This is a genomic window from Desulfovibrio gilichinskyi (assembly GCF_900177375.1).
Classification (GTDB): Bacteria; Desulfobacterota; Desulfovibrionia; order Desulfovibrionales; family Desulfovibrionaceae; genus Maridesulfovibrio; species Maridesulfovibrio gilichinskyi.
This window is the reverse complement of the sequence record NZ_FWZU01000003.1, coordinates 233,910-252,169: the sequence shown is the minus strand read 5'-3', so window position 1 is coordinate 252,169 and position 18,260 is coordinate 233,910. Positions and strand designations below refer to the sequence as shown.

Annotated in this window: 17 protein-coding genes; 8 read left to right on the top strand and 9 right to left on the bottom strand. The window is 42.7% G+C overall.

The window, feature by feature from the left end; genetic code table 11:
- Positions 1 to 20 precede the first annotated feature (20 nt).
- Both pnuC and B9N78_RS09615 read left to right on the top strand, forming a co-directional pair.
- Positions 21 to 659 carry a nicotinamide riboside transporter PnuC gene (gene pnuC, locus B9N78_RS09620; RefSeq protein ID WP_245805515.1) on the top strand — a complete coding sequence of 213 codons (639 nt, stop codon included), beginning with the start codon at positions 21 to 23 and terminating at the stop codon, positions 657 to 659.
- The gene (locus B9N78_RS09615; RefSeq protein ID WP_245805514.1) at positions 650 to 1,159 is read left to right on the top strand and encodes an AAA family ATPase; all 510 of its coding nucleotides are present in this window, start codon (positions 650 to 652) and stop codon (positions 1,157 to 1,159) included. The genes pnuC and B9N78_RS09615 overlap by 10 nt, the downstream gene beginning before the upstream one ends.
- 135 nt (positions 1,160 to 1,294) lie before the next feature.
- On the opposite strand, the gene B9N78_RS09610 is transcribed toward B9N78_RS09615, so the two are convergent.
- Positions 1,295 to 2,092 carry a 4Fe-4S binding protein gene (locus B9N78_RS09610; protein ID WP_085101671.1) on the bottom strand — a complete coding sequence of 266 codons (798 nt, stop codon included), beginning with the start codon at positions 2,090 to 2,092 and terminating at the stop codon, positions 1,295 to 1,297.
- Positions 2,093 to 2,131: 39 nt separating this feature from the next.
- Positions 2,132 to 2,776: a fructose-6-phosphate aldolase gene (gene fsa / locus B9N78_RS09605; RefSeq protein ID WP_085101664.1), complete on the bottom strand. Its 645-nt coding sequence runs from the start codon at positions 2,774 to 2,776 to the stop codon at positions 2,132 to 2,134.
- A gap of 457 nt (positions 2,777 to 3,233) precedes the next feature.
- Between fsa and trpB the strand changes: the two genes are divergently transcribed.
- Positions 3,234 to 4,445 carry a tryptophan synthase subunit beta gene (trpB, locus tag B9N78_RS09600; protein ID WP_085101663.1) on the top strand — a complete coding sequence of 404 codons (1,212 nt, stop codon included), beginning with the start codon at positions 3,234 to 3,236 and terminating at the stop codon, positions 4,443 to 4,445.
- 79 nt (positions 4,446 to 4,524) lie between these two features.
- Here the strand turns inward: trpB and B9N78_RS09595 are convergent, their stop codons facing one another.
- Together B9N78_RS09595 and B9N78_RS09590 are read right to left on the bottom strand one after the other, a co-directional pair.
- Positions 4,525 to 5,289 (bottom strand): YkgJ family cysteine cluster protein, encoded by a 765-nt coding sequence (locus B9N78_RS09595; protein WP_245805513.1) that lies wholly within the window; start codon positions 5,287 to 5,289, stop codon positions 4,525 to 4,527.
- A 72-nt stretch (positions 5,290 to 5,361) separates the two neighbouring features.
- Positions 5,362 to 5,724 (bottom strand): hypothetical protein, encoded by a 363-nt coding sequence (locus B9N78_RS09590; protein ID WP_085101661.1) that lies wholly within the window; start codon positions 5,722 to 5,724, stop codon positions 5,362 to 5,364.
- Between the two features lie 251 nt (positions 5,725 to 5,975).
- Between B9N78_RS09590 and B9N78_RS09585 the strand changes: the two genes are divergently transcribed.
- A complete protein-coding gene (locus tag B9N78_RS09585) occupies positions 5,976 to 7,844 on the top strand; it encodes a glycosyltransferase family 39 protein (RefSeq protein WP_085101660.1) in 1,869 nt (622 codons plus the stop codon).
- Positions 7,845 to 7,937: 93 nt separating this feature from the next.
- Here the strand turns inward: B9N78_RS09585 and metC are convergent, their stop codons facing one another.
- The 4 genes from metC to B9N78_RS09565 form a co-directional block, all read right to left on the bottom strand.
- Entirely contained in the window at positions 7,938 to 9,101 is a 1,164-nt protein-coding gene (metC, locus tag B9N78_RS09580; RefSeq protein WP_085101659.1) for a cystathionine beta-lyase, read from the bottom strand.
- 147 nt (positions 9,102 to 9,248) lie between these two features.
- A complete protein-coding gene (gene aroB, locus B9N78_RS09575; RefSeq protein WP_085101658.1) occupies positions 9,249 to 10,337 on the bottom strand; it encodes a 3-dehydroquinate synthase in 1,089 nt (362 codons plus the stop codon).
- Positions 10,337 to 11,428 carry a bifunctional 3-deoxy-7-phosphoheptulonate synthase/chorismate mutase type II gene (locus B9N78_RS09570; protein WP_085101657.1) on the bottom strand — a complete coding sequence of 364 codons (1,092 nt, stop codon included), beginning with the start codon at positions 11,426 to 11,428 and terminating at the stop codon, positions 10,337 to 10,339. The genes aroB and B9N78_RS09570 overlap by 1 nt, the downstream gene beginning before the upstream one ends.
- 142 nt (positions 11,429 to 11,570) lie before the next feature.
- The gene (locus B9N78_RS09565; RefSeq protein ID WP_085101656.1) at positions 11,571 to 11,978 is read right to left on the bottom strand and encodes an Hpt domain-containing protein; all 408 of its coding nucleotides are present in this window, start codon (positions 11,976 to 11,978) and stop codon (positions 11,571 to 11,573) included.
- A 275-nt stretch (positions 11,979 to 12,253) separates the two neighbouring features.
- Here B9N78_RS09565 and B9N78_RS09560 point away from each other — a divergent pair, with 275 nt between their 5' ends.
- The 3 genes from B9N78_RS09560 (at position 12,254) to B9N78_RS09550 (ending at position 16,329) form a co-directional block, all read left to right on the top strand.
- Positions 12,254 to 14,170 carry an ATP-binding cassette domain-containing protein gene (locus tag B9N78_RS09560; protein ID WP_085101654.1) on the top strand — a complete coding sequence of 639 codons (1,917 nt, stop codon included), beginning with the start codon at positions 12,254 to 12,256 and terminating at the stop codon, positions 14,168 to 14,170.
- Between the two features lie 105 nt (positions 14,171 to 14,275).
- Complete coding sequence (locus B9N78_RS09555) at positions 14,276 to 15,637, top strand: TrkH family potassium uptake protein (protein ID WP_085101652.1); 1,362 nt, start codon at positions 14,276 to 14,278, stop codon at positions 15,635 to 15,637.
- A 38-nt stretch (positions 15,638 to 15,675) separates the two neighbouring features.
- The gene (locus B9N78_RS09550) at positions 15,676 to 16,329 is read left to right on the top strand and encodes a potassium channel family protein (RefSeq protein WP_085101651.1); all 654 of its coding nucleotides are present in this window, start codon (positions 15,676 to 15,678) and stop codon (positions 16,327 to 16,329) included.
- 11 nt (positions 16,330 to 16,340) lie between these two features.
- Here the strand turns inward: B9N78_RS09550 and B9N78_RS09545 are convergent, their stop codons facing one another.
- Positions 16,341 to 17,330 (bottom strand): tetratricopeptide repeat protein, encoded by a 990-nt coding sequence (locus tag B9N78_RS09545; protein WP_085101649.1) that lies wholly within the window; start codon positions 17,328 to 17,330, stop codon positions 16,341 to 16,343.
- 123 nt (positions 17,331 to 17,453) lie between these two features.
- On the opposite strand from B9N78_RS09545, the gene B9N78_RS09540 reads away from it, so the two are divergent.
- Positions 17,454 to 18,260 carry a glutaminyl-peptide cyclotransferase gene (locus B9N78_RS09540; RefSeq protein WP_085101647.1) on the top strand — a complete coding sequence of 269 codons (807 nt, stop codon included), beginning with the start codon at positions 17,454 to 17,456 and terminating at the stop codon, positions 18,258 to 18,260.

Below are 18,260 nucleotides of genomic sequence, written 5' to 3'. Positions count from 1 at the left end.
TTATACTCAGGAGTTTTTACATGCTTGACTTAGCAATGATACCGATAAATTTCGTTTTAGCTTTCATTAATTCTATGGGCGTCGGTGAGCAGATATCCATTGCCTCCGGACTTATTTATATTGTGCTGAGCGTTCGGCAGAATGCTTTATGCTGGCCTTTCGGGATTGTGAGTGTTGCCATTTGGATGGTAGTTGTCTTTAAGGGTAAGCTTTACTCTGATGCATTCCTGCAATTCATATACGTAGTGCTGGGTTTTTACGGCTGGTATCAATGGCTCCGCGGCGGCGCAGATAACGCCCCCCTTCAAATACAGAAAGTTGATCGCAAATTAGCCCTGCGCCTTACGGCAATCGGGCTTATCACATTTTTGCCGCTCGGCTATGTCACAGAAAACTACCTCGGCGCATCTTTTCCGTGGTGGGACGCCCTCACAACAGTCCTAAGCCTTATTGCCCAGTATCTGCTGGCTAAAAAATACCTCGAGAACTGGATTCTGTGGATTACAGCCGACGCGATGTATATCGTCATTTATTACCTTAAAGGCTGGACCGGATACAGCGGACTGATGACCGTTTATACGATTATGGCTATTATCGGATTTATCGGATGGCTCAAATCTTACAAGGCTGACCATGAACAGCAATGCCAATGCGCATAGTTATTCTCGGCTCCGAATGTACGGGCAAAACCACACTTGCCGCAAAGCTTGCTGAATATTTTAAAGTAGATTTCGTGCCGGAATATCTTCGGGAATACTTTGAAAGGAAAAACGGAATCCTCGCAATAGAGGATGCTATTCCCATTGCAAAGGGACAACTGGCAAAAGAACAAGACCTTGAAAACAATGGCAACGTTCCGCTCATCTGCGACACCGATATAATCGCCTCAATCGTCTACTCCAAATATTACTTCGGAAAATGTCCTGAATGGATAGAAAAACAGGCACAAAAGAGGAAAAACATCCATTACCTGTTATGCGACATAGATGTTCCGTGGGTTGCAGATGGACAGCGTGACAGGCCGGAAGAACGGGAATACATGCAGAACCTTTTTCTGACCGAACTACGCACCAGAAATCTTCCGTTCAACATAATCTCCGGCAACGTGCAAAGCAGATTTGAAAAATCTGTCGCAATCATTAATAAGCTATCAAAATAAAAAAAGGGAACCTTACAACAGGTTCCCTTTTCCAGTTCTAGCCGTTTTTTACTATCTGAATTCAACTTTTACAGGATTCACAAGTTTAAGAACGGAATCCTGTTTGAACTTATTCTACAAGAATAATCCTAAAAACTAACTTACAAATATTTCAGGTTCTTTGCGCTCTTTGCAAGTATCAGCCAGAAATTGTGATACTTTTAAAATCCGCGGAGCTTCCATCTTGCGAGCTCCGGGAGTACAAACTTTAACGCAAGCACAGCACAGTATACATTTTTCAGCATCGGTTGTGATGTGCGATCCAACAGTTATGGCTTCAGTAGGACAAACACGCGCACAGGCTCCGCACAGTTCACAATTTTCCTGTGAAAACGGCGACATGGGTTCACCGGCCACACGCTCTTTATATGGTGTGTTGCCCGGGACTCTAAGTTTTGAAGATGTATCAAAAGATTTCGCTGCGAGCTTTTCAGCCAACTTTATGCCGAAACTTTTCGCTTTATCAATATCGGCAAAATCAGGTCTACCGACTGAAAGCGGAATTTCCGAAGTGGAAAAAGAATGTTCTCCGATGAACGCCGCTCCAGCTACTGTTTTAAAACCTGCTGCTTCGGCAAAATCTGTCAGCTCAAGCAAAGCATCTTCGTATGCTCTGTTGCCATAGACAACAACTGACACAACAGGCACGCCGTTTCCTTTTAAAGATGCAATTCTTTCCAGCATAACGGACGGCAGACGCCCGGAATAAACAGGCGATCCGATTATGACCAGATCATCCTTAGAACAGTCGAAATCATCAGGGATCCCTTCCTGTCTGGTCACATCAAAAACAGTAAGTTCATCTGCCTGAAGACCTTCCGCAATAGCGTACAAAACCTGCTTTGTCGTTCTGGTAGGTGAAAAACAAATCAATTTAAGCTTAGAACAGGACATAACCACTCCATAAGATTACAAAATTTAATTTTTTAATGTTTACTTGGTTAAACGGTCCCAGTCGGCCTTAAATGTAGCAAGGCCTTGATCAGTAAGAGGATGTTTGACAAAATCACTTATAATTTTAAACGGAATAGTTGCCACGTCTGCGCCTATCAACGCAGAGTCAAGAACATGCAAAGGGGTGCGGACACTTGCCACAAGAATTTTAGTCGGGAATTCATAATTATCAAAAATTGTCCGTATCTGAGAAATAAGTTCCATCCCATCGTGAGAAATACCGTCAAGCCGTCCCACAAAAGGGCTTACGTAAGTTGCTCCTGCCTTTGCGGCCAAAAGAGCCTGAAGCGGAGAAAACACGAGAGTCACATTTGTTTTCATTCCCTTTTTATGAAGAGCTTTAGTGGCAATCAACCCTTCGGTTGTCATAGGTATCTTAATAACAACATTTTTTCCGAAATTAGAAAGATCTTCCGCTTCATTTATCATTTCTTCGGCGGTTTCGCCCATAACTTCTAGGCTGACAGGCCCTTCGACTTCATTGCAAATTATCTGCGCCTGCTTACGCCAGTCCCCGCCTTCGCGGGCTAAAAGCGTAGGATTTGTGGTGACTCCGTCAAGAAGCCCTTGGCTCTGCGCTTTCCTTATTTCATCAATGTTGGCTGTATCTAAAAAAAATTCCATTAAAATATCTCCTTAATCTTGATCATGTATATTATGACTGGAATATTTAATTGAGCTCTGTTTCAAGCCCACTACATGTGCTGTTTTCATATCGCAAATAAATCGCGAGCAAAAGCACTATCTTTTAATATTTACAGAAGTTTAATTTATCATCAGCTAACTATATTTACATTTAAAATTGAGACCTTAAACATCCTTTATATTAGATAGAATAAAAATTTAACACTATATTGACAACTTTTGCGTTGGCGGGTAATTACCAATCATTATGAACATTTCTTCATCTAACTTTACCCTTTGTAATTGGTGGTGGCGCATGTAATGCGTCGCGGGTTAGGTTACGTTCATTAGAAAGTGACTGGCAAATAAAGAATTATAAAACCGCGACAGTGAAAACTGGTCGCGGTTTTTTATTATCAGCGGCCCACTGTCTAAAATGAGATTCAGGAGAGAAAAAATGGCTGACAATTCAACAATTACTGCAGACGGTTTTTTCGGTGAATACGGTGGACAATTCGTTCCGGAACAACTCATCCCTATCCTTAACGAACTTGCCGACACTTACAATAAGTATAAAGACGATGAAGAATTCAAACGGGAATTGGAATATTATCTATCCAAGTATTCCGGCCGCCCTACTCCTCTTTACCTCTGTTCCAACCTGACAAATGAACTGGGCGGAGCAAAAATATATCTGAAACGCGAAGATTTAAACCACCTCGGCGCGCACAAAGTTAACAACACCATCGGTCAGATCCTGCTTGCAAAACGCATGGGCAAAAAGAAAATCATCGCCGAGACAGGTGCCGGACAGCACGGGGTTGCCACAGCTGCAACCGCGGCTCTCATGGGAATGGAATGCACTGTATACATGGGCGCAGTTGACGTTGAAAGACAAAAACTTAATGTTTTCCGTATGCAGATGATGGGCGCAAAAGTTGTCTCTGCGCAGTCCGGGCAGCGCACCCTTAAAGAAGCCGTTGACGAAGCTCTCGGTGCATGGATTAAGGACGCAGACGACTCTTTTTACCTGCTGGGATCAGCAGTAGGACCGCATCCATATCCGTCTATGGTCCGCGACTTTCAGTCAGTTATCGGTAAGGAAGCACGGGAACAATGCCTTGAAGATGAAGGACGCTTGCCTGACTATTGCATTGCCTGCGTAGGCGGCGGCTCAAATGCTATCGGCCTTTTCTCTGATTTTGTAAAAGACGAAACAGTAAAACTTGTCGGCGTAGAACCGGCCGGTCGCAGCCTGAATCCCGGCGACCACGCAGCGACACTCTGCCTCGGTAAGCCCGGCATAATGCACGGATTCAATTCCTATATGCTTAAAGATGAAAAAGGCGAACCCGCTCCGGTTTATTCAATATCTGCCGGACTCGACTACCCAAGCGTCGGTCCTGAACATTCACACCTTAAAGATTTAGGCAGAGCAACGTACGTACACGCTTCCGACAAAGAAGCGGTTGATGCTTTCTTCACACTTTCTCAAAAAGAGGGAATCATTCCAGCACTGGAATCATCACACGCGCTGGCCCATGCCATAAGGCTTGCTCCGACACTTCACAAAGATAATATCATCATCGTCAACTTATCCGGTCGCGGTGATAAAGACGTAGCTGAAATCGAAAGTCTGATCAGCAAAGGTGAATTTTGCATGCCGTAAATCAAGCAAATTCCGCTTTTCGTGTGATATAAAAGTAAAAATCCTGTCAGCTTTATTTATAAAGCTGACAGGATTTTTGTTATCTGTCCATTTGCCCCGGCAAAGTTTCCCCTGCAAGCCATCTGGCGTATGTGCCTTCGTAGTCCAATAAAATTTGCTGCATCAAAGGCAATAATGATGCGATATGCCCGTTAATTCCTAAATTTGCCAGATAAGTATGCTGACCGGCAAAGATCAGATCTTTTTGAATCATGATCATGGCATTTTGAGGAACGGCGATGCTGTTCTCTGATTTAAAACTTGCACTGCAAGCTTTCAGGTCATGCGATATCCAGTTGCGGCAGGCAATAGGACGCACTTCATATATTAAACATTTATTATCTTTCAAAAACGGACACTTGCCAAAATATTTTTTTGAAAATTCCTGCAATCCTGCGCAATGGAAATTTTCTGATTCTTTCGCGCATGCTGCAACAATTTCCTCAAGCACGCCAGCATCAAAATTCTCGGCTAAATGTAATGCAATACTGAAAGCTTCCTGCGGTGACACTGTTATGTGCGAATAACAACAATATGAACAACCGCTAACGCATGCTATCTTAAACGAAGGGTCAAGCTTACTGATCTGACTTGTAATAACATCAAAATTTCCTTCAAAACAATGTCTTCCTTTATCAGCAAGTATACGTGCAAAAAGGTTGTGATCCGGAGTAATGCCCTTTAAATCCGCGCACACAGCAAGGGCCATATCATTAAACCACTTCTGCATTTCAGCATGTCCTTCAAACATTGCGTAAACATGAGCAAGTTCCTTGCTTATCACCGCGTCAGAGCTAAAATTCATCCTTTCCTCCATCTTACGAATGAATTTATTTACCCTGCACTCAAAAAACATGCAAACGCTGACAGCTCTAATCTATGGCTTAGAGTCATCCATAACCCAAACATCAATAGGAAGTTTGGCATATGTGATTGCTTCGTTTAAGCGGCGTAAAAAACGAATGTCTTTTTCCTTATTCATGATAAGAACAACACCGGCCCGTTTTCCGGTACATGAAGCGTAATATAAAGACTGCCCTATGGCTTCGGCCCATTTTTTCCCGAAATCCATTTCAACAGCATGAGTTTTAGTCAAGCAGTCCACGCGCGTAGCATCAGGAAGTACATATTCCATTTGCCCGTGGTTCTGAGTGCACCATAACTCTTGATAATCTCTTTCTGCACCAACGGCAGCAGGCGGCAAGAGGAAAATCAGGGAAAATAAAATTAACGCTTTCATAAAAGGACTATGCCACTCATCCTTTTCCGTATCAACGTTTATTCTATATTTAAATAATAAAACACGTTTTTAAATATGTAAATAGATACTAAACGCCGACGATAGAGAATATTCCAAGTAAAATTTTATATATTCACTACCTCTTGAAAAGAGACATAAACATGTGTGATAAGAGTCCGTGCCGGTCACAGGGCTCCCTAGCTTAAACTTTAAACTATACATGTCATATATTTCATAGGATCTAACAAATAATGACCATCCGAAATTCCTACAAAGACCATCTACCACTCATAGGGTTAATAATTTTTGCGTTCCTATTCGCTTGTATGGGCGAGTGGCGGCCATTTTTCTTTGATATAGATGAACCCAAATATATAACCGCAGCCCTTGAGATGTTCAGATCAGGCGACTGGCTCCATCCAATGTTCAACGGCTTACCGCGCATGGAAAAACCGCCCTTGCCATACTGGATGGCAGTTCCTGCGTTAAAAATGTTCGGAGCATCCTTCAGTAACGGAACACTCTTATTTATTACCCGTATTCCGGCAATTTTAAGCTCAGTTTTAACGGTTACAGCCACTTACCTGATAGGGAAAAGGCTGTATTCTGCAAAAGTAGGATTACTGGCAGCTTTATTACTGTTAATTGCGCCTACTTTTAAAATTGAAGGGATGATGCTCAAAGCGGACATCATTTACACAGCCGCGGTAACATGGGCGACATATTTCTACCTCCGCAGATTTCAAGGAAACAGAGGTATTGCGAATCTACTGGGAGCAACAATAGCCTTATCTTTTGGAGTATTAACGAAAGGCCCGTTCGCACTCCCTCCGTTGGCAGGATATCTCATGGCAGAACTGCTTAGAGACAGACCATGCAAGAGCTATGTTAATACCTTTATAAAATCTGCGGTCCCTACTTTACGCAAAGAATCTTTAACCATCACTCTAGGAATTATTCTTGGATGCGGTCCGTTTTTGTTATGGATATGGTCTGCCAGCTCTCCGGGTATGAACTATCTATCAGGAATGCTCGGTGACGCTGCTGAAAATACAGCGCATAAGGGCAGCCTTATTTTCTTCTATTTGGGGAGCCTTGGATTTTACAGCTATGAAGCAATCATTTTATTTTTCCCATTAGGATCTTTTTCTTTAGGAGCAATCCATAACCTTCTTAAATATGGACCTGATAAATTTAAAGAAAAAAATATTATTGTATGGACTTCCATCTTCTATCTGCTGCTGAGCATCTTTGTGTACAGACTGAGGGCGCACCGCTACTTTCTGCCGATTTTGCCGTTATTGTCAGTTGTCACTGTAAACTGGTTGCTGACAGCAACGCGTGACAAAATGTTTAAGAGGCTGTTTGTACTCGGAAACGTAATCATAGCCGGAACAGCTATTTTCATTGGCACCGCAGTTCTGGCGACTGGAGAAATCTCTGTAAATCTATGGAAAAATGTTCCTGTAACAAACTTCAGCTCAGAGCTTCTGCCTTTCGCCATTTCCACCTTTGCTGTGGCGGCACTGATGATATTTTCTGCAATCAGAAATTACCGAAAACCTATGGCATTCCTTTCCATAGCCTTCCTTGCCCTGCTTGCAATATACCCTTTATATTTTAATGCCGCTCCGAGAATAAATTCAGAAAATAAATTTCAGCCAACCCCTTTGATTGCTGTAAATCTGGCAGAAATGATCAAAAAAGATCTTTCCGCTGATTGCCTCTTTATAATTTCAGAACATACAATGCATACCAATCCGGGCCTCAGCTTCTTTTTGCGTAATGCTATCAACAGCTCAAATGGGAAATATTTGGCAACTCTTCCTTTTGACGTTCAAAAATTCAACGACATGATTATGGCGCCGGTTGTTTCACGGCAGATTCTGAAAAACAAATATCCGCATGCGGAACATACTCCGCTGTATAAATTTATAGACAAGTCTAAATTCCGCAAATCAGTTCTGATCCTAAGCGGCGCTGAGCTGACTCAGCTATACCGCAATTCAATTTATCTGAATAAAATATTCGGTTCTCCGGCTGCATCAATTCCCATACAGGGAGCAAATGTTTCATGGGATTACGAACTCTTCTATGTAGTATTTATGAAAGGTTTTTAATACGTCACTATTCTGCTTAAATAATAAAGCCGACTGGAAGTTATTCCAGTCGGCTTTATTATTAACAAGCTTAGAAAAATGAAAATACAAGACTTAACTAATCAACTTAGCAAGTCCCTGCTCTAAATCTTTTTTCAAATCATCTACGTCTTCCAGCCCGATATTAAGTCTGAAAATAGTTTTTCCTTCGTATGCAAAGAAATTATTTCTTTTCAATTTCCCACCTGTAATAAGGCTTTTATACCCACCCCAGCTGTAACCGATACCGAAGAGCTCAAGGCTGTCTACAAAGGCGGAATGATCCATATTTTCGCATTCATCACAAAGAGTAAATGCGAAAAGTCCGCTCGAGCCTTTAAAATCGCGCTTCCAAAGTTCGTGCTCAGGATGACTTTCAAGCGCAGGATGTATGACTTTATCTACAGCTTTATGAGCTGTCAGCCAGTGTGCAACATCAAGCGCGGATTGTTCATGGTGTTTAAGGCGTACATGAAGAGTTCTAAGACCACGCAAAGCCTGATAGCAGTCTTCCTGCGAAGCAAAACTTTCAAAAAGATGACAACATGTTTTGAACTCCGCCCATCTTTCTTCAGTAGTTGAGACTGTTCCAAGCAGAATATCTGAATGGCCTGTAATGTACTTTGTGGCAGACTGTATGGAAACATCCACACCAAGCTCAAAGGGGTTGAGATACAGCGGAGTCGCCCATGTGTTATCAATAACACTGACAACTCCCTTCTCACGGCAAACCTTAGCAATGGCCGGAACATCCTGAATTTCAAAAGTATTTGATCCTGGTGATTCCATGAACACCAGGCGGGTTTCATCCTTTAAAAACCTGCTGATATCCGGGCCGATATTTGACGGTAGAAAATCTGCTGTAACTCCGTACTTTGATAAAAATCCGGTGCAGAAATGACGTGTCGGACCGTAAACATTATCGCAAATGAGAACATGATCGCCCTGTTTAGTATAGGCCATCAGAACCATAGCAATAGCATTGATACCGGACTGGAAAGCTTTGCAGCGATATGCACCTTCAAGCTCTGCCATAGCCGCTTCAAAAGCATTCTGCGCGGCAAGCCCGCTGGTTCCATATGCAATTCCTTCAAATTTACCCTGCATATCCAGCTGCATATCTGCGTAACAGTCAAACAGCACTGTTGAAGCACGGTGCAAAGGAGGATTGATCGTATTTATATTTTGAAGGGCTTCTTTTTTGCCCCCGGTAACTAACTTTGTTGCGATATTTTTCACTTCTTAACGCTCCTGTTTGCGCAGACAATTAATTATTTCAATAAATAAAAAAGAGAAGCCCGCCGCCTTCAAATATTTTAAATATAAATAATAAAATATTTAAAGGCAGGGACTCCCCGTTTAAACCTGAATGAAAACTTATCAGAATCAGTACATTTCGTTAAGCTCAGCCTCGATAATTTCAAGCGGGAAATCATCGCTGATGACCGCATGCCCGACCTTATCAAGAGCAACCATCACAACTGATCCATCTTTTACTTTCTTGTCCCGCTTCATGAGTTCCATGATATCGGCAGGACGAATATTTAAGCCGCCAGTTGCAAGAGAGAGTCTGTCCATCACGTTCTGGTGCAGCTTTAGATCTGAATCAGAAAGCATTCCTGCCCGGTTGCAGGCGCGGGCGACAATTCTCATGCCGTGTGCTACGCACTCTCCGTGTGACAGTTTATATCCGGAAAAAGTCTCAATAGCATGCCCTACGGTATGACCGTAATTGAGTATACGCCTAAGTCCTCCTTCCTTTTCATCTCTGGAAACCACGTCTGCTTTTATTTCACAGCAACGGGCAACCACGGCTGACATAACTTCCTTATCAAGCGACAGTATTTTGTCAGCATTATCCAGCAGATATTCCGCAAACTTCCTATCTGCGATAAAACCGTATTTTACAACTTCACCAAGCCCGCTCAGAATTTCCCGTTCCGGTAACGTACTCAGTGCAGATATGTCTGAATAAACCCGCTTAGGCTGATAAAACATTCCGCAATAATTTTTACCGCCGGAAATATTTACAGCCACCTTTCCGCCTACAGCAGAATCAACCTGTGAGAGAAGCGTGGTCGGCACCTGAATAAAGTTTATTCCGCGCATATAACTTCCGGCAACATAACCGGAAAGATCGCCAACGACTCCGCCGCCAAGGGCAACAACAACATCCTGACGAGTTATTCCTGCTTCGAGCATAGCTTCAAGCAGGGACCCGAAAACATCCAGACTTTTGCTTTTCTCACCGGCGGGGACAGTAAGCAGGAGCGGATCAATATTTTCAAGAGCAAGCTTCTCAATTAATGAAAGACCGAAAAGTTCACGGGTATTTTCATCACATATAACAACGGGGGTACGACCGAATTTCCGCGAACAGAGATCCGGGATGAGATTATCCATCACCCCGTCTTCAACTAAAATCTCATAAGAGTTATCAAACTCTCCTTTCAGCGCAACATCGACCCTCGGCATTATTTATCTCCGGCAAAAGTTGATTCCTGCTGGCGCAATGATTCTTCATGAATGTACTGGAAAACACGAAGCATGAAATGTTCGTCCATACCGCGGGCAACACCTGCACGGGTACGTTTTTCAACAGTTTTTTTCCACTGTGCAGGCTGCAGAAGAGCAATTCCTTTTTCTCTTTTGAGAGTACCGATTGTACGGCCTATTGCCATACGTTCAGCAAGAAGTTCAACGATAGTTTCGTCTATTTCATCAAGTCTGATACGTTTTCCTTCAATTGCATGAATAAATTCTTCGTCTTCAATAGCGGGATAACGAACCTTGAGTCCGGCAATAACTTTTCCCAGATCTTCAGGGGTGAACTGCTGTTTGCTGTCACTTAAAGCTTTATCGGGATCAATATGAGATTCAATCATCAAACCGTCAAAAAGCAGATCGAGTGCTTTCTGTGCAACAGCGGGGATAAGTTCTCTTTTTCCACACAAATGGCTTGGATCACAGATGATAGGCAAACCTTCACAACGACGGCGAAGTTCAATAAAAATTTTCCAGTTAGGATCATTACGAAACTCGGAAGCTTTTGCAGAAGAAAATCCGCGATGAATAGCACCGAGTTTTTTAACTCCGGCAGCATTTAGACGCTCGAGAGCTCCAATCCAAAGTTCAACATCAGGGTTGATAGGATTTTTTACAAGCACCGGAATATCTGTGCCCTTAAGGGAATCGGCAAGAGCCTGAACAGCAAATGGGTTAACAGTGGTTCTTGCGCCCACCCAGATAAGGTCAACATTATACTTAAGGCAGAGTTCTACATGTTCAGGAGTTGCAGTTTCAGTGGAGATAGGGAGTCCAGTTTCTTCACGTGCTTCAACCAGCCATTTAAGACCTTCTTCGCCCATACCTTCAAAACAATTGGGACGGGTACGAGGTTTCCAGATACCGGCCCGCAGCATATGTGCTCCGGTCTTAGCCACGCCGCGAGAAGTTTCAAGCACCTGTTCACGGGTTTCAGCACTGCAAGGACCTGCAATAATAAAAGGACCTTCGTGTTTAAATCCCCAAGAATCAATACCTTTAATATCAAGTTTAACACTCATAGTTAAGACCTCCGAAATTTGTTGATAGGTTTTCAAGAATGGACCAAGTCGGAATTCTTAACTAAGAATCAAGCAGCAGAAGGAACCGACCGGGCAAAAGAAATATGTAAGACAGGGGGATCAAAAGATCTCCGCGAGTAATTTAGGCTTCGGAGTCTCCGTTAAGGGCTCTTTTGAGGGATACTTCAAGCATCATTTTTTGCAAACGGATACTCTTTGAATCACTCTCACGAATATCCCCTGCAAGACCGCGCAGTTTATCCACAGCTTCAAGGCAGGCTGTTATCATAAGTTCAGTAGGTACAAGATCCGTTGAGCGTATCAATTCTAAAACATTCTCAAGAGTATGAGAAAGTTCTTCAATATTATGAAGCTTTAATAAATTGGAACCGGCTTTAACGGAATGGGCATCTCGGAAAATAGAATTTATAAGTTCATGAGAACCATTCTCAGTATTTTTTTCTAAAACAAGTAGCCCGGATTCCAAGCTGTCGAGACGTTCCAAGGTCTCTTCTTGGAATATATCTAGTAATCTGTCGCCTGTACTCATTTAATGTAATGCCTTTATTTTATTAATTCTGCTTCGCTCGCTAACTACGGGTGATTTTTTTGCAAGTATTTAATTTTAAGTATACAGCCTATCTGCCCTACTGTATTAATTTCGTCAATCTCCGACTCCATAAATTTATGGGCCACTGTAAACCCTTCCCTTTTCTCCTGCAACCATCTACAATACCGCCCTCGTGCAGATTAATCCTTTTTACAAACTTTCTCAAATTTCATAACATATAATTTTTCCCAGAGCATAATGCGGAGCTTAAAAATATGGCCTTAATGAGTGTTAATAATGTTTCAATGTCGTTTGGCGGACCACTGCTTTTAGATAAAGCTTCGTTTCAAGTTCAGGCAGGACAGCGTATATGTATAGTAGGCAGAAACGGTGAAGGCAAATCTACACTGCTTAGGCTTATGAGCGGTGACTTGACTCCTGACAGCGGAATTATTTCAACCCAGAAAGGAGTCACTGTAGCCAGACTTTCACAGAAAGTGCCGGAAGTTCTTAACGGTACTGTCTTTGATGTAGTCGCAGAAGGACTTGGAGAACTGGGTAATGCACTGGCAAAATATCATCGCGTCAGCACAGAAGTTGCTAACGGCGGCGATGTTTCCAGACTTTCTGAAATTGAAGACATTATGGAACAGCATGGCGGCTGGAATGCCATGACCACGATTGAAATGGTCATATCCCGCCTCTCGCTTGACCCTGAAACACGCTTTGAAAACCTTTCCGGAGGACTGAAAAGGCGCGTACTCCTCGCTCGCGCACTAGCCAGCACCCCGGACATATTACTTCTTGACGAACCTACCAACCATCTGGATATCGACTCCATTGCATGGCTTGAAGAATTTATTTTAAAACATATCAAAACTCTAATTTTCATCACCCATGACCGGATGTTCCTGCGCCGGATTGCTACCCGCATTATTGAACTGGACCGCGGCAAACTTGCTGACTGGACCTGCGATTATGACACATTCTTAAAACGCAAAGAAGAACTGCTGGACGCCGAAGAAAAAACATGGTCCGAGTTCGATAAAAAACTTGCCAGAGAAGAAGTATGGATCAGGCAGGGAATTAAAGCCCGAAGGACCAGAAACGAAGGAAGAGTTCGTGAACTGGAAAAGTTACGCAGCGAGAGAGGTAAACGCCGCGACCGGACCGGAACCGCAGCGATTCAGATTCAGGAAGCGTCCCGTTCAGGTAAAATTGTGGCTGAAACGGAACATGCATATTTTTCATGGGGCACAAATCCTGTTTTCGATGATCTTAATATCACCATCCTGCGCGGGGACAGAATAGGAATTATCGGACCTAACGGAACCGGTAAAACAACACTTATTCAAACCCTGCTCGGTAACCTTAAACTCAAATCCGGTAAAATAAATTTAGGTACCAAACTTGAGATTTCATACTTTGACCAGCACAGGGAACAGCTTAACCCGGATGCGACAGTTCGCGACAGCGTTGCAGACGGCAATGATGTTGTTACAATGGGCGAACGCACTAAGCATGTTATGGGCTATCTTAAGGATTTCCTATTTCCGGCCGAACGCGCCAACAGCAAAGTAAGAGATCTTTCCGGCGGAGAAAGAAACCGTCTTCTGCTGGCCAGACTGTTCACACGTCCATCCAACCTGCTTATAATGGATGAACCGACAAACGACCTTGATGCTGAAACTCTGGAACTTCTTGAAGACAAATTGATGGAATACCCGGGAACTGTTATTATAGTCAGCCATGACCGTGCATTTTTGAATAACGTAGTGACAAGCACAATCGTTTTTGAAGGCAATGCCACGGTAAAAGAATATGTCGGCGGCTATGACGACTGGCTGAGACAAAAACCTAAAGAAGAAAAAGAGAATAAACCTAAAACGCTGAAATCTGTTAAGGTTGAGCAGCCGTCTCTTGCGAGTCGCCCAAAAAAACTCAGTTATAAAGAACAGCGTGAGCTGGAACTTCTTGAAGAAGAAATGAAAATTCTTCCGGCTCAGATCGAGAAGCTTGAAAAAGAGATCAAGGCAATACAGGAATTAATGCTCGATTCAGACTTTTATAGAAAATCGGCACAGGAAATGGCTAAAACCACATCCAAGCTGCAAGAACTCGAAAGCGAACATGAAAAGACTTTTGAACGCTGGGAAGAAGTTGAAGCCAAACTTGCCGAGTATAATTCTTAATACCAACCTGCCGGATATAAATACCTTTTAATTTGAAACAAGTCTTAAGTGGAGGATAAAGGCAAGACTATTGCCATATCCTCCGCTCGAGCGTAAATTCAGCCGATGAAATCAAAAGCATCTTCTCCTTTCTGGGTGCCCATTTATGCATTCATGATCACAATTATTTCCGGTGGCTTGCTGCTTAAACTGGATATTTGCCATCCTGACAAAACACTTTCACTGATTGATGCAATATTCACAGCAACATCAGCCGTTTGTGTAACAGGCCTTGCTGTAGTTGATACAGGCTCATTTTTCAGCCGTACAGGTCAAAGCGTAATTCTGGCTCTGATACAGCTCGGCGGATTAGGAATCATGACCTACGCAAGTCTTGTAATATACCTTCTGGGCAAAAAGGTAAGTGCCTCAGACCGTATCGCTGTAAGTCAGACTCTTATTCACGACCCCTCTTTTAATATTGGAAGATTTATTGTCGGAGTGGTAGCCGCAGTTCTTTCCATTGAACTTATAGGAGCATTTCTCCTGAACAGAATGGACCCGCATGGATTTGCGCCCTACTCGGCAATATTCCACTCTGTCTCAGCTTTTTGTAATGCGGGATTCTCATTGTACTCAGACAGCCTTTCCTCATGGAAAGACAATGTAGGTATCAACGCTGTTTTCATGGCTCTCATTGTCTTGGGAGGTCTCGGATTTTATGTATTGATAGAGCTGTGGCAAAAGTTATGCGACTTTATACTTAAAAAGAAACGACCTATAGCAGCGCACCCTATTTCCTGGCAGACGCATGTGGTACTTGAAACTACCCTGATTTTGATCATTGCCGGAGCGGTGGCTATCTGGCTGGCGGAAAGCTTAAGAGTTCACGTAATACCAAATTTTGAAAGTAATGAACTGAGTGCCTTGTTCCAGTCTGTCACCTGCCGTACTGCAGGGTTCAACACGCTGGACATTTCCAACATGACTAATGTTTCACTTATTTTCATGATATTTCTAATGGTCATCGGAGGCTCCCCTGGATCTTGCGCCGGCGGGTTAAAAACAACGACCTTCCGTGCGTTATTCGCATTTGTGGTTGCCAAGATCAGGGGGAGAAGTCAGGTTCGCGTCGGCTGGTACGCTCTGACAGAAGACAGTATAAATAAATCCCTGACACTGATGGCACTTGCAGGAGTTATCCTCGGGATAGCAGTTATTCTGCTCAGCATAACTGAGGGCGGAAATATCCCGCATACTCAAGCCAGAGGACATTTTATTGAAATATTTTTTGAAACAGTCTCAGCATTTGCAACCGTGGGCCTTTCTACAGGGATCACCCCGAAGCTGACTTTTTCCGGTAAAATAATTATCATTTCACTGATGTTCGTTGGAAGACTCGGACCTGTATGGCTGCTTACGGCCATTAACAGCTGGCAGAAAGAACCGCGCTACAAATTACCGGAAGACGACCTTTCATTAGGTTAATTTTCTATAATTAATTGTATACAGACTTGGAGAATTAAATGGCAGGCAGAATAGAAGTAGGAGTTATCGGACTTGGAAAATTCGGACTTGAATTAGCCCGCAACTTACGTGAAATGGGACACGGAGTAACCGGAATTGATTCCAGTACGGAAAAAGTAAAAATTGCAAAACCCTACCTGACCCATGTTTTTCAGGCTGACGGTACAGACCAGCAGACTCTTGAACAACTCAGCTTTCAGGATTTTAATTATGTTGTAGTTTCCACCGGTGATTCCATGGAAGCAAGCATTCTGGTTGTTCTGAACCTACAGGAAATTGGCGTTAAGAAAATATGGGTCAAGGCAATGAGCGACGCTCATAAGAAAGTTCTGAACAAACTCGGCGTGGATTTCGTTGTTTTCCCCGAACATTTCGCAGCTAAACAGCTGGCCTACAAGCTTGCAACTCCAGGGATGCTTGATTATCTTTCCATGGGACAAGATGTACTTATAAAAGAGAAAAAAGTCGGCGACTGGAAAGGAAAAACTTTGATAGATTTGAATTTAACGAACAATTTTCAAGTACAGGTCATTGCTATCCGGAAAGGCGGCACTGACGAACTTAACTTTGTACCTAAGGCTACAGAGCCTTTAGAAGAACACGACATGCTTGTCCTGATAGGCTATCACGAGAATCTCGTCAAAATGCCTTAAAATTCGTCAGATCATCCATTATTTTCATCTAAATTATAAAGATCTTTCTCAATTTCGCGAGTGTGCCTTTCCTCCTCTTCAATTACGAGCATACGGTCCCGTATCTGATGCGTCTTTTCAATTGCGTCATCAAGATCGACTCCGGCAGCAATCTGCATTTTCCGCAGCAAAGACAGGATGTCACTGCGGAGTTTAGTCCCTATCTCGGACGAACCGAATTCGCGGAGCATATCATCATCAGTTGTGCTTTTTTCTATAATATAGAAGCAGAACTTGCGGGCTTCCTCTACGCCTCTGTTTTTCTCAAGACACATGGTCAGATATCTAAAACAATTTTCCCAGTCGCCAGATTCAAAATGAGTTCTGGCTATGTTAAAATATAGATTTTCATCCTCACTGTCTAAAGTTAAGCCTCGTTTATAAAACTGCAACGCCTCTTTATACATGCCCATTTTACGCATAGAAATGCCGAAGTCATTGAACATATGTTTATGTTCCACCTCAAAAGCAGATTCGAGCTGCACAACTTTAGAAAATATTTCCTGAGCTTTTTCGATATCTCCCTTTGCAAGATAAGTAAGGCCGAGTCCAAAAGTTGCCCTGACATTATCCTCGTCAACTTCAAGCGCACCGGAATATTCCATTTCTGCGCTATAGAGTTCTCCCCGCGATCTATGGTTCTCACCTCTCTGCACGGTCTTTTCTAAATTTTCCATAGAAGGACGAACTTCTTTTTGCCAATAATCGAGCTCCAGAGAATAATCAGAAGAAAATTCTTCGCTGGAAACTAATTTAGCAGGACCTGTCGGAATATTTTTTAAATTAATCTCTTGCAGTTTAAACATCTCTGACGGAGTTTCACGCACGAGCCAATACTTTTTATTTTGACTCTTTGCGCCGCTGTCCGACTTACGAGAAACAACAGTTACTAATTCCGGAGCCTTTTTATTCTCTTCCTGTACGGGAGGAGTGTATTTAAAAAAATTACTTTTTGATCCCATTTAATTCACCTCTGAAGAGGTATTTTTAAATTTTATTAAGTTTACCCTGCACCGCTCCTTAAAAATAAAAAACGGCTTGTCATATATGGAACTTCTTACAAAAATCAGCTAGGTTTCCGAGCAATGCGCAAATACTATATAATTATCCATCTGGCAGCCCTTTTGATGATCTTGCCCGTTTTTGCGGCAAAAGGCTACGCTGGAAATAATCCACATAAAGCCCCCACAATAACGTGTGAAATTATAAGATCATTACCGCACGATGAGTCAGCATATACTCAAGGCTTTTTATATCATGACTACTATTTCTATGAAAGCACCGGCAAGCTCGGTCACTCTGCCATACGTAAAATTGAACCGGAAAGCGGGACTGTCCGCACAGAGTATAAAATTGACAACGCCCTTTTCGGAGAAGGAATATGTCTTTGGAATAACGAAATATTTCAACTTACATGGAAATCGGAAAAGTGCTTTGTGTACGATTTACATTCCATTACGCGCTTAGCCGTATTTAAATACCAAGGCCAAGGATGGGGGCTGACCTCTGATGGAGATTTTCTGATTCAAAGTGATGGATCTGAATGTTTGACCCTGCGTGACCCGCATGATTTCAAGAAAATAAACAAGATTTGCATTACTGACGGTATTAAAAAAATTTACCGCTTAAATGAACTGGAATATGCAGACGGAGTCATCCTTTGTAACGTATGGCACAAAGATATAATCGGAGCTATCGACCCGGCTAACGGTAAAATAATATTTTGGATCGATATTTCAACCCTTCGCCCCCTTGCCGGAAAAAATGCGGAAGTTGCCAATGGCATTGCGTGGGACAAAAAAAATAAACGCCTTTTCGTTACCGGAAAATTCTGGAACAAAGTTTTTGAAATTAAATTTCCCCCAATTAAACAAATTACATCTGACTCATAA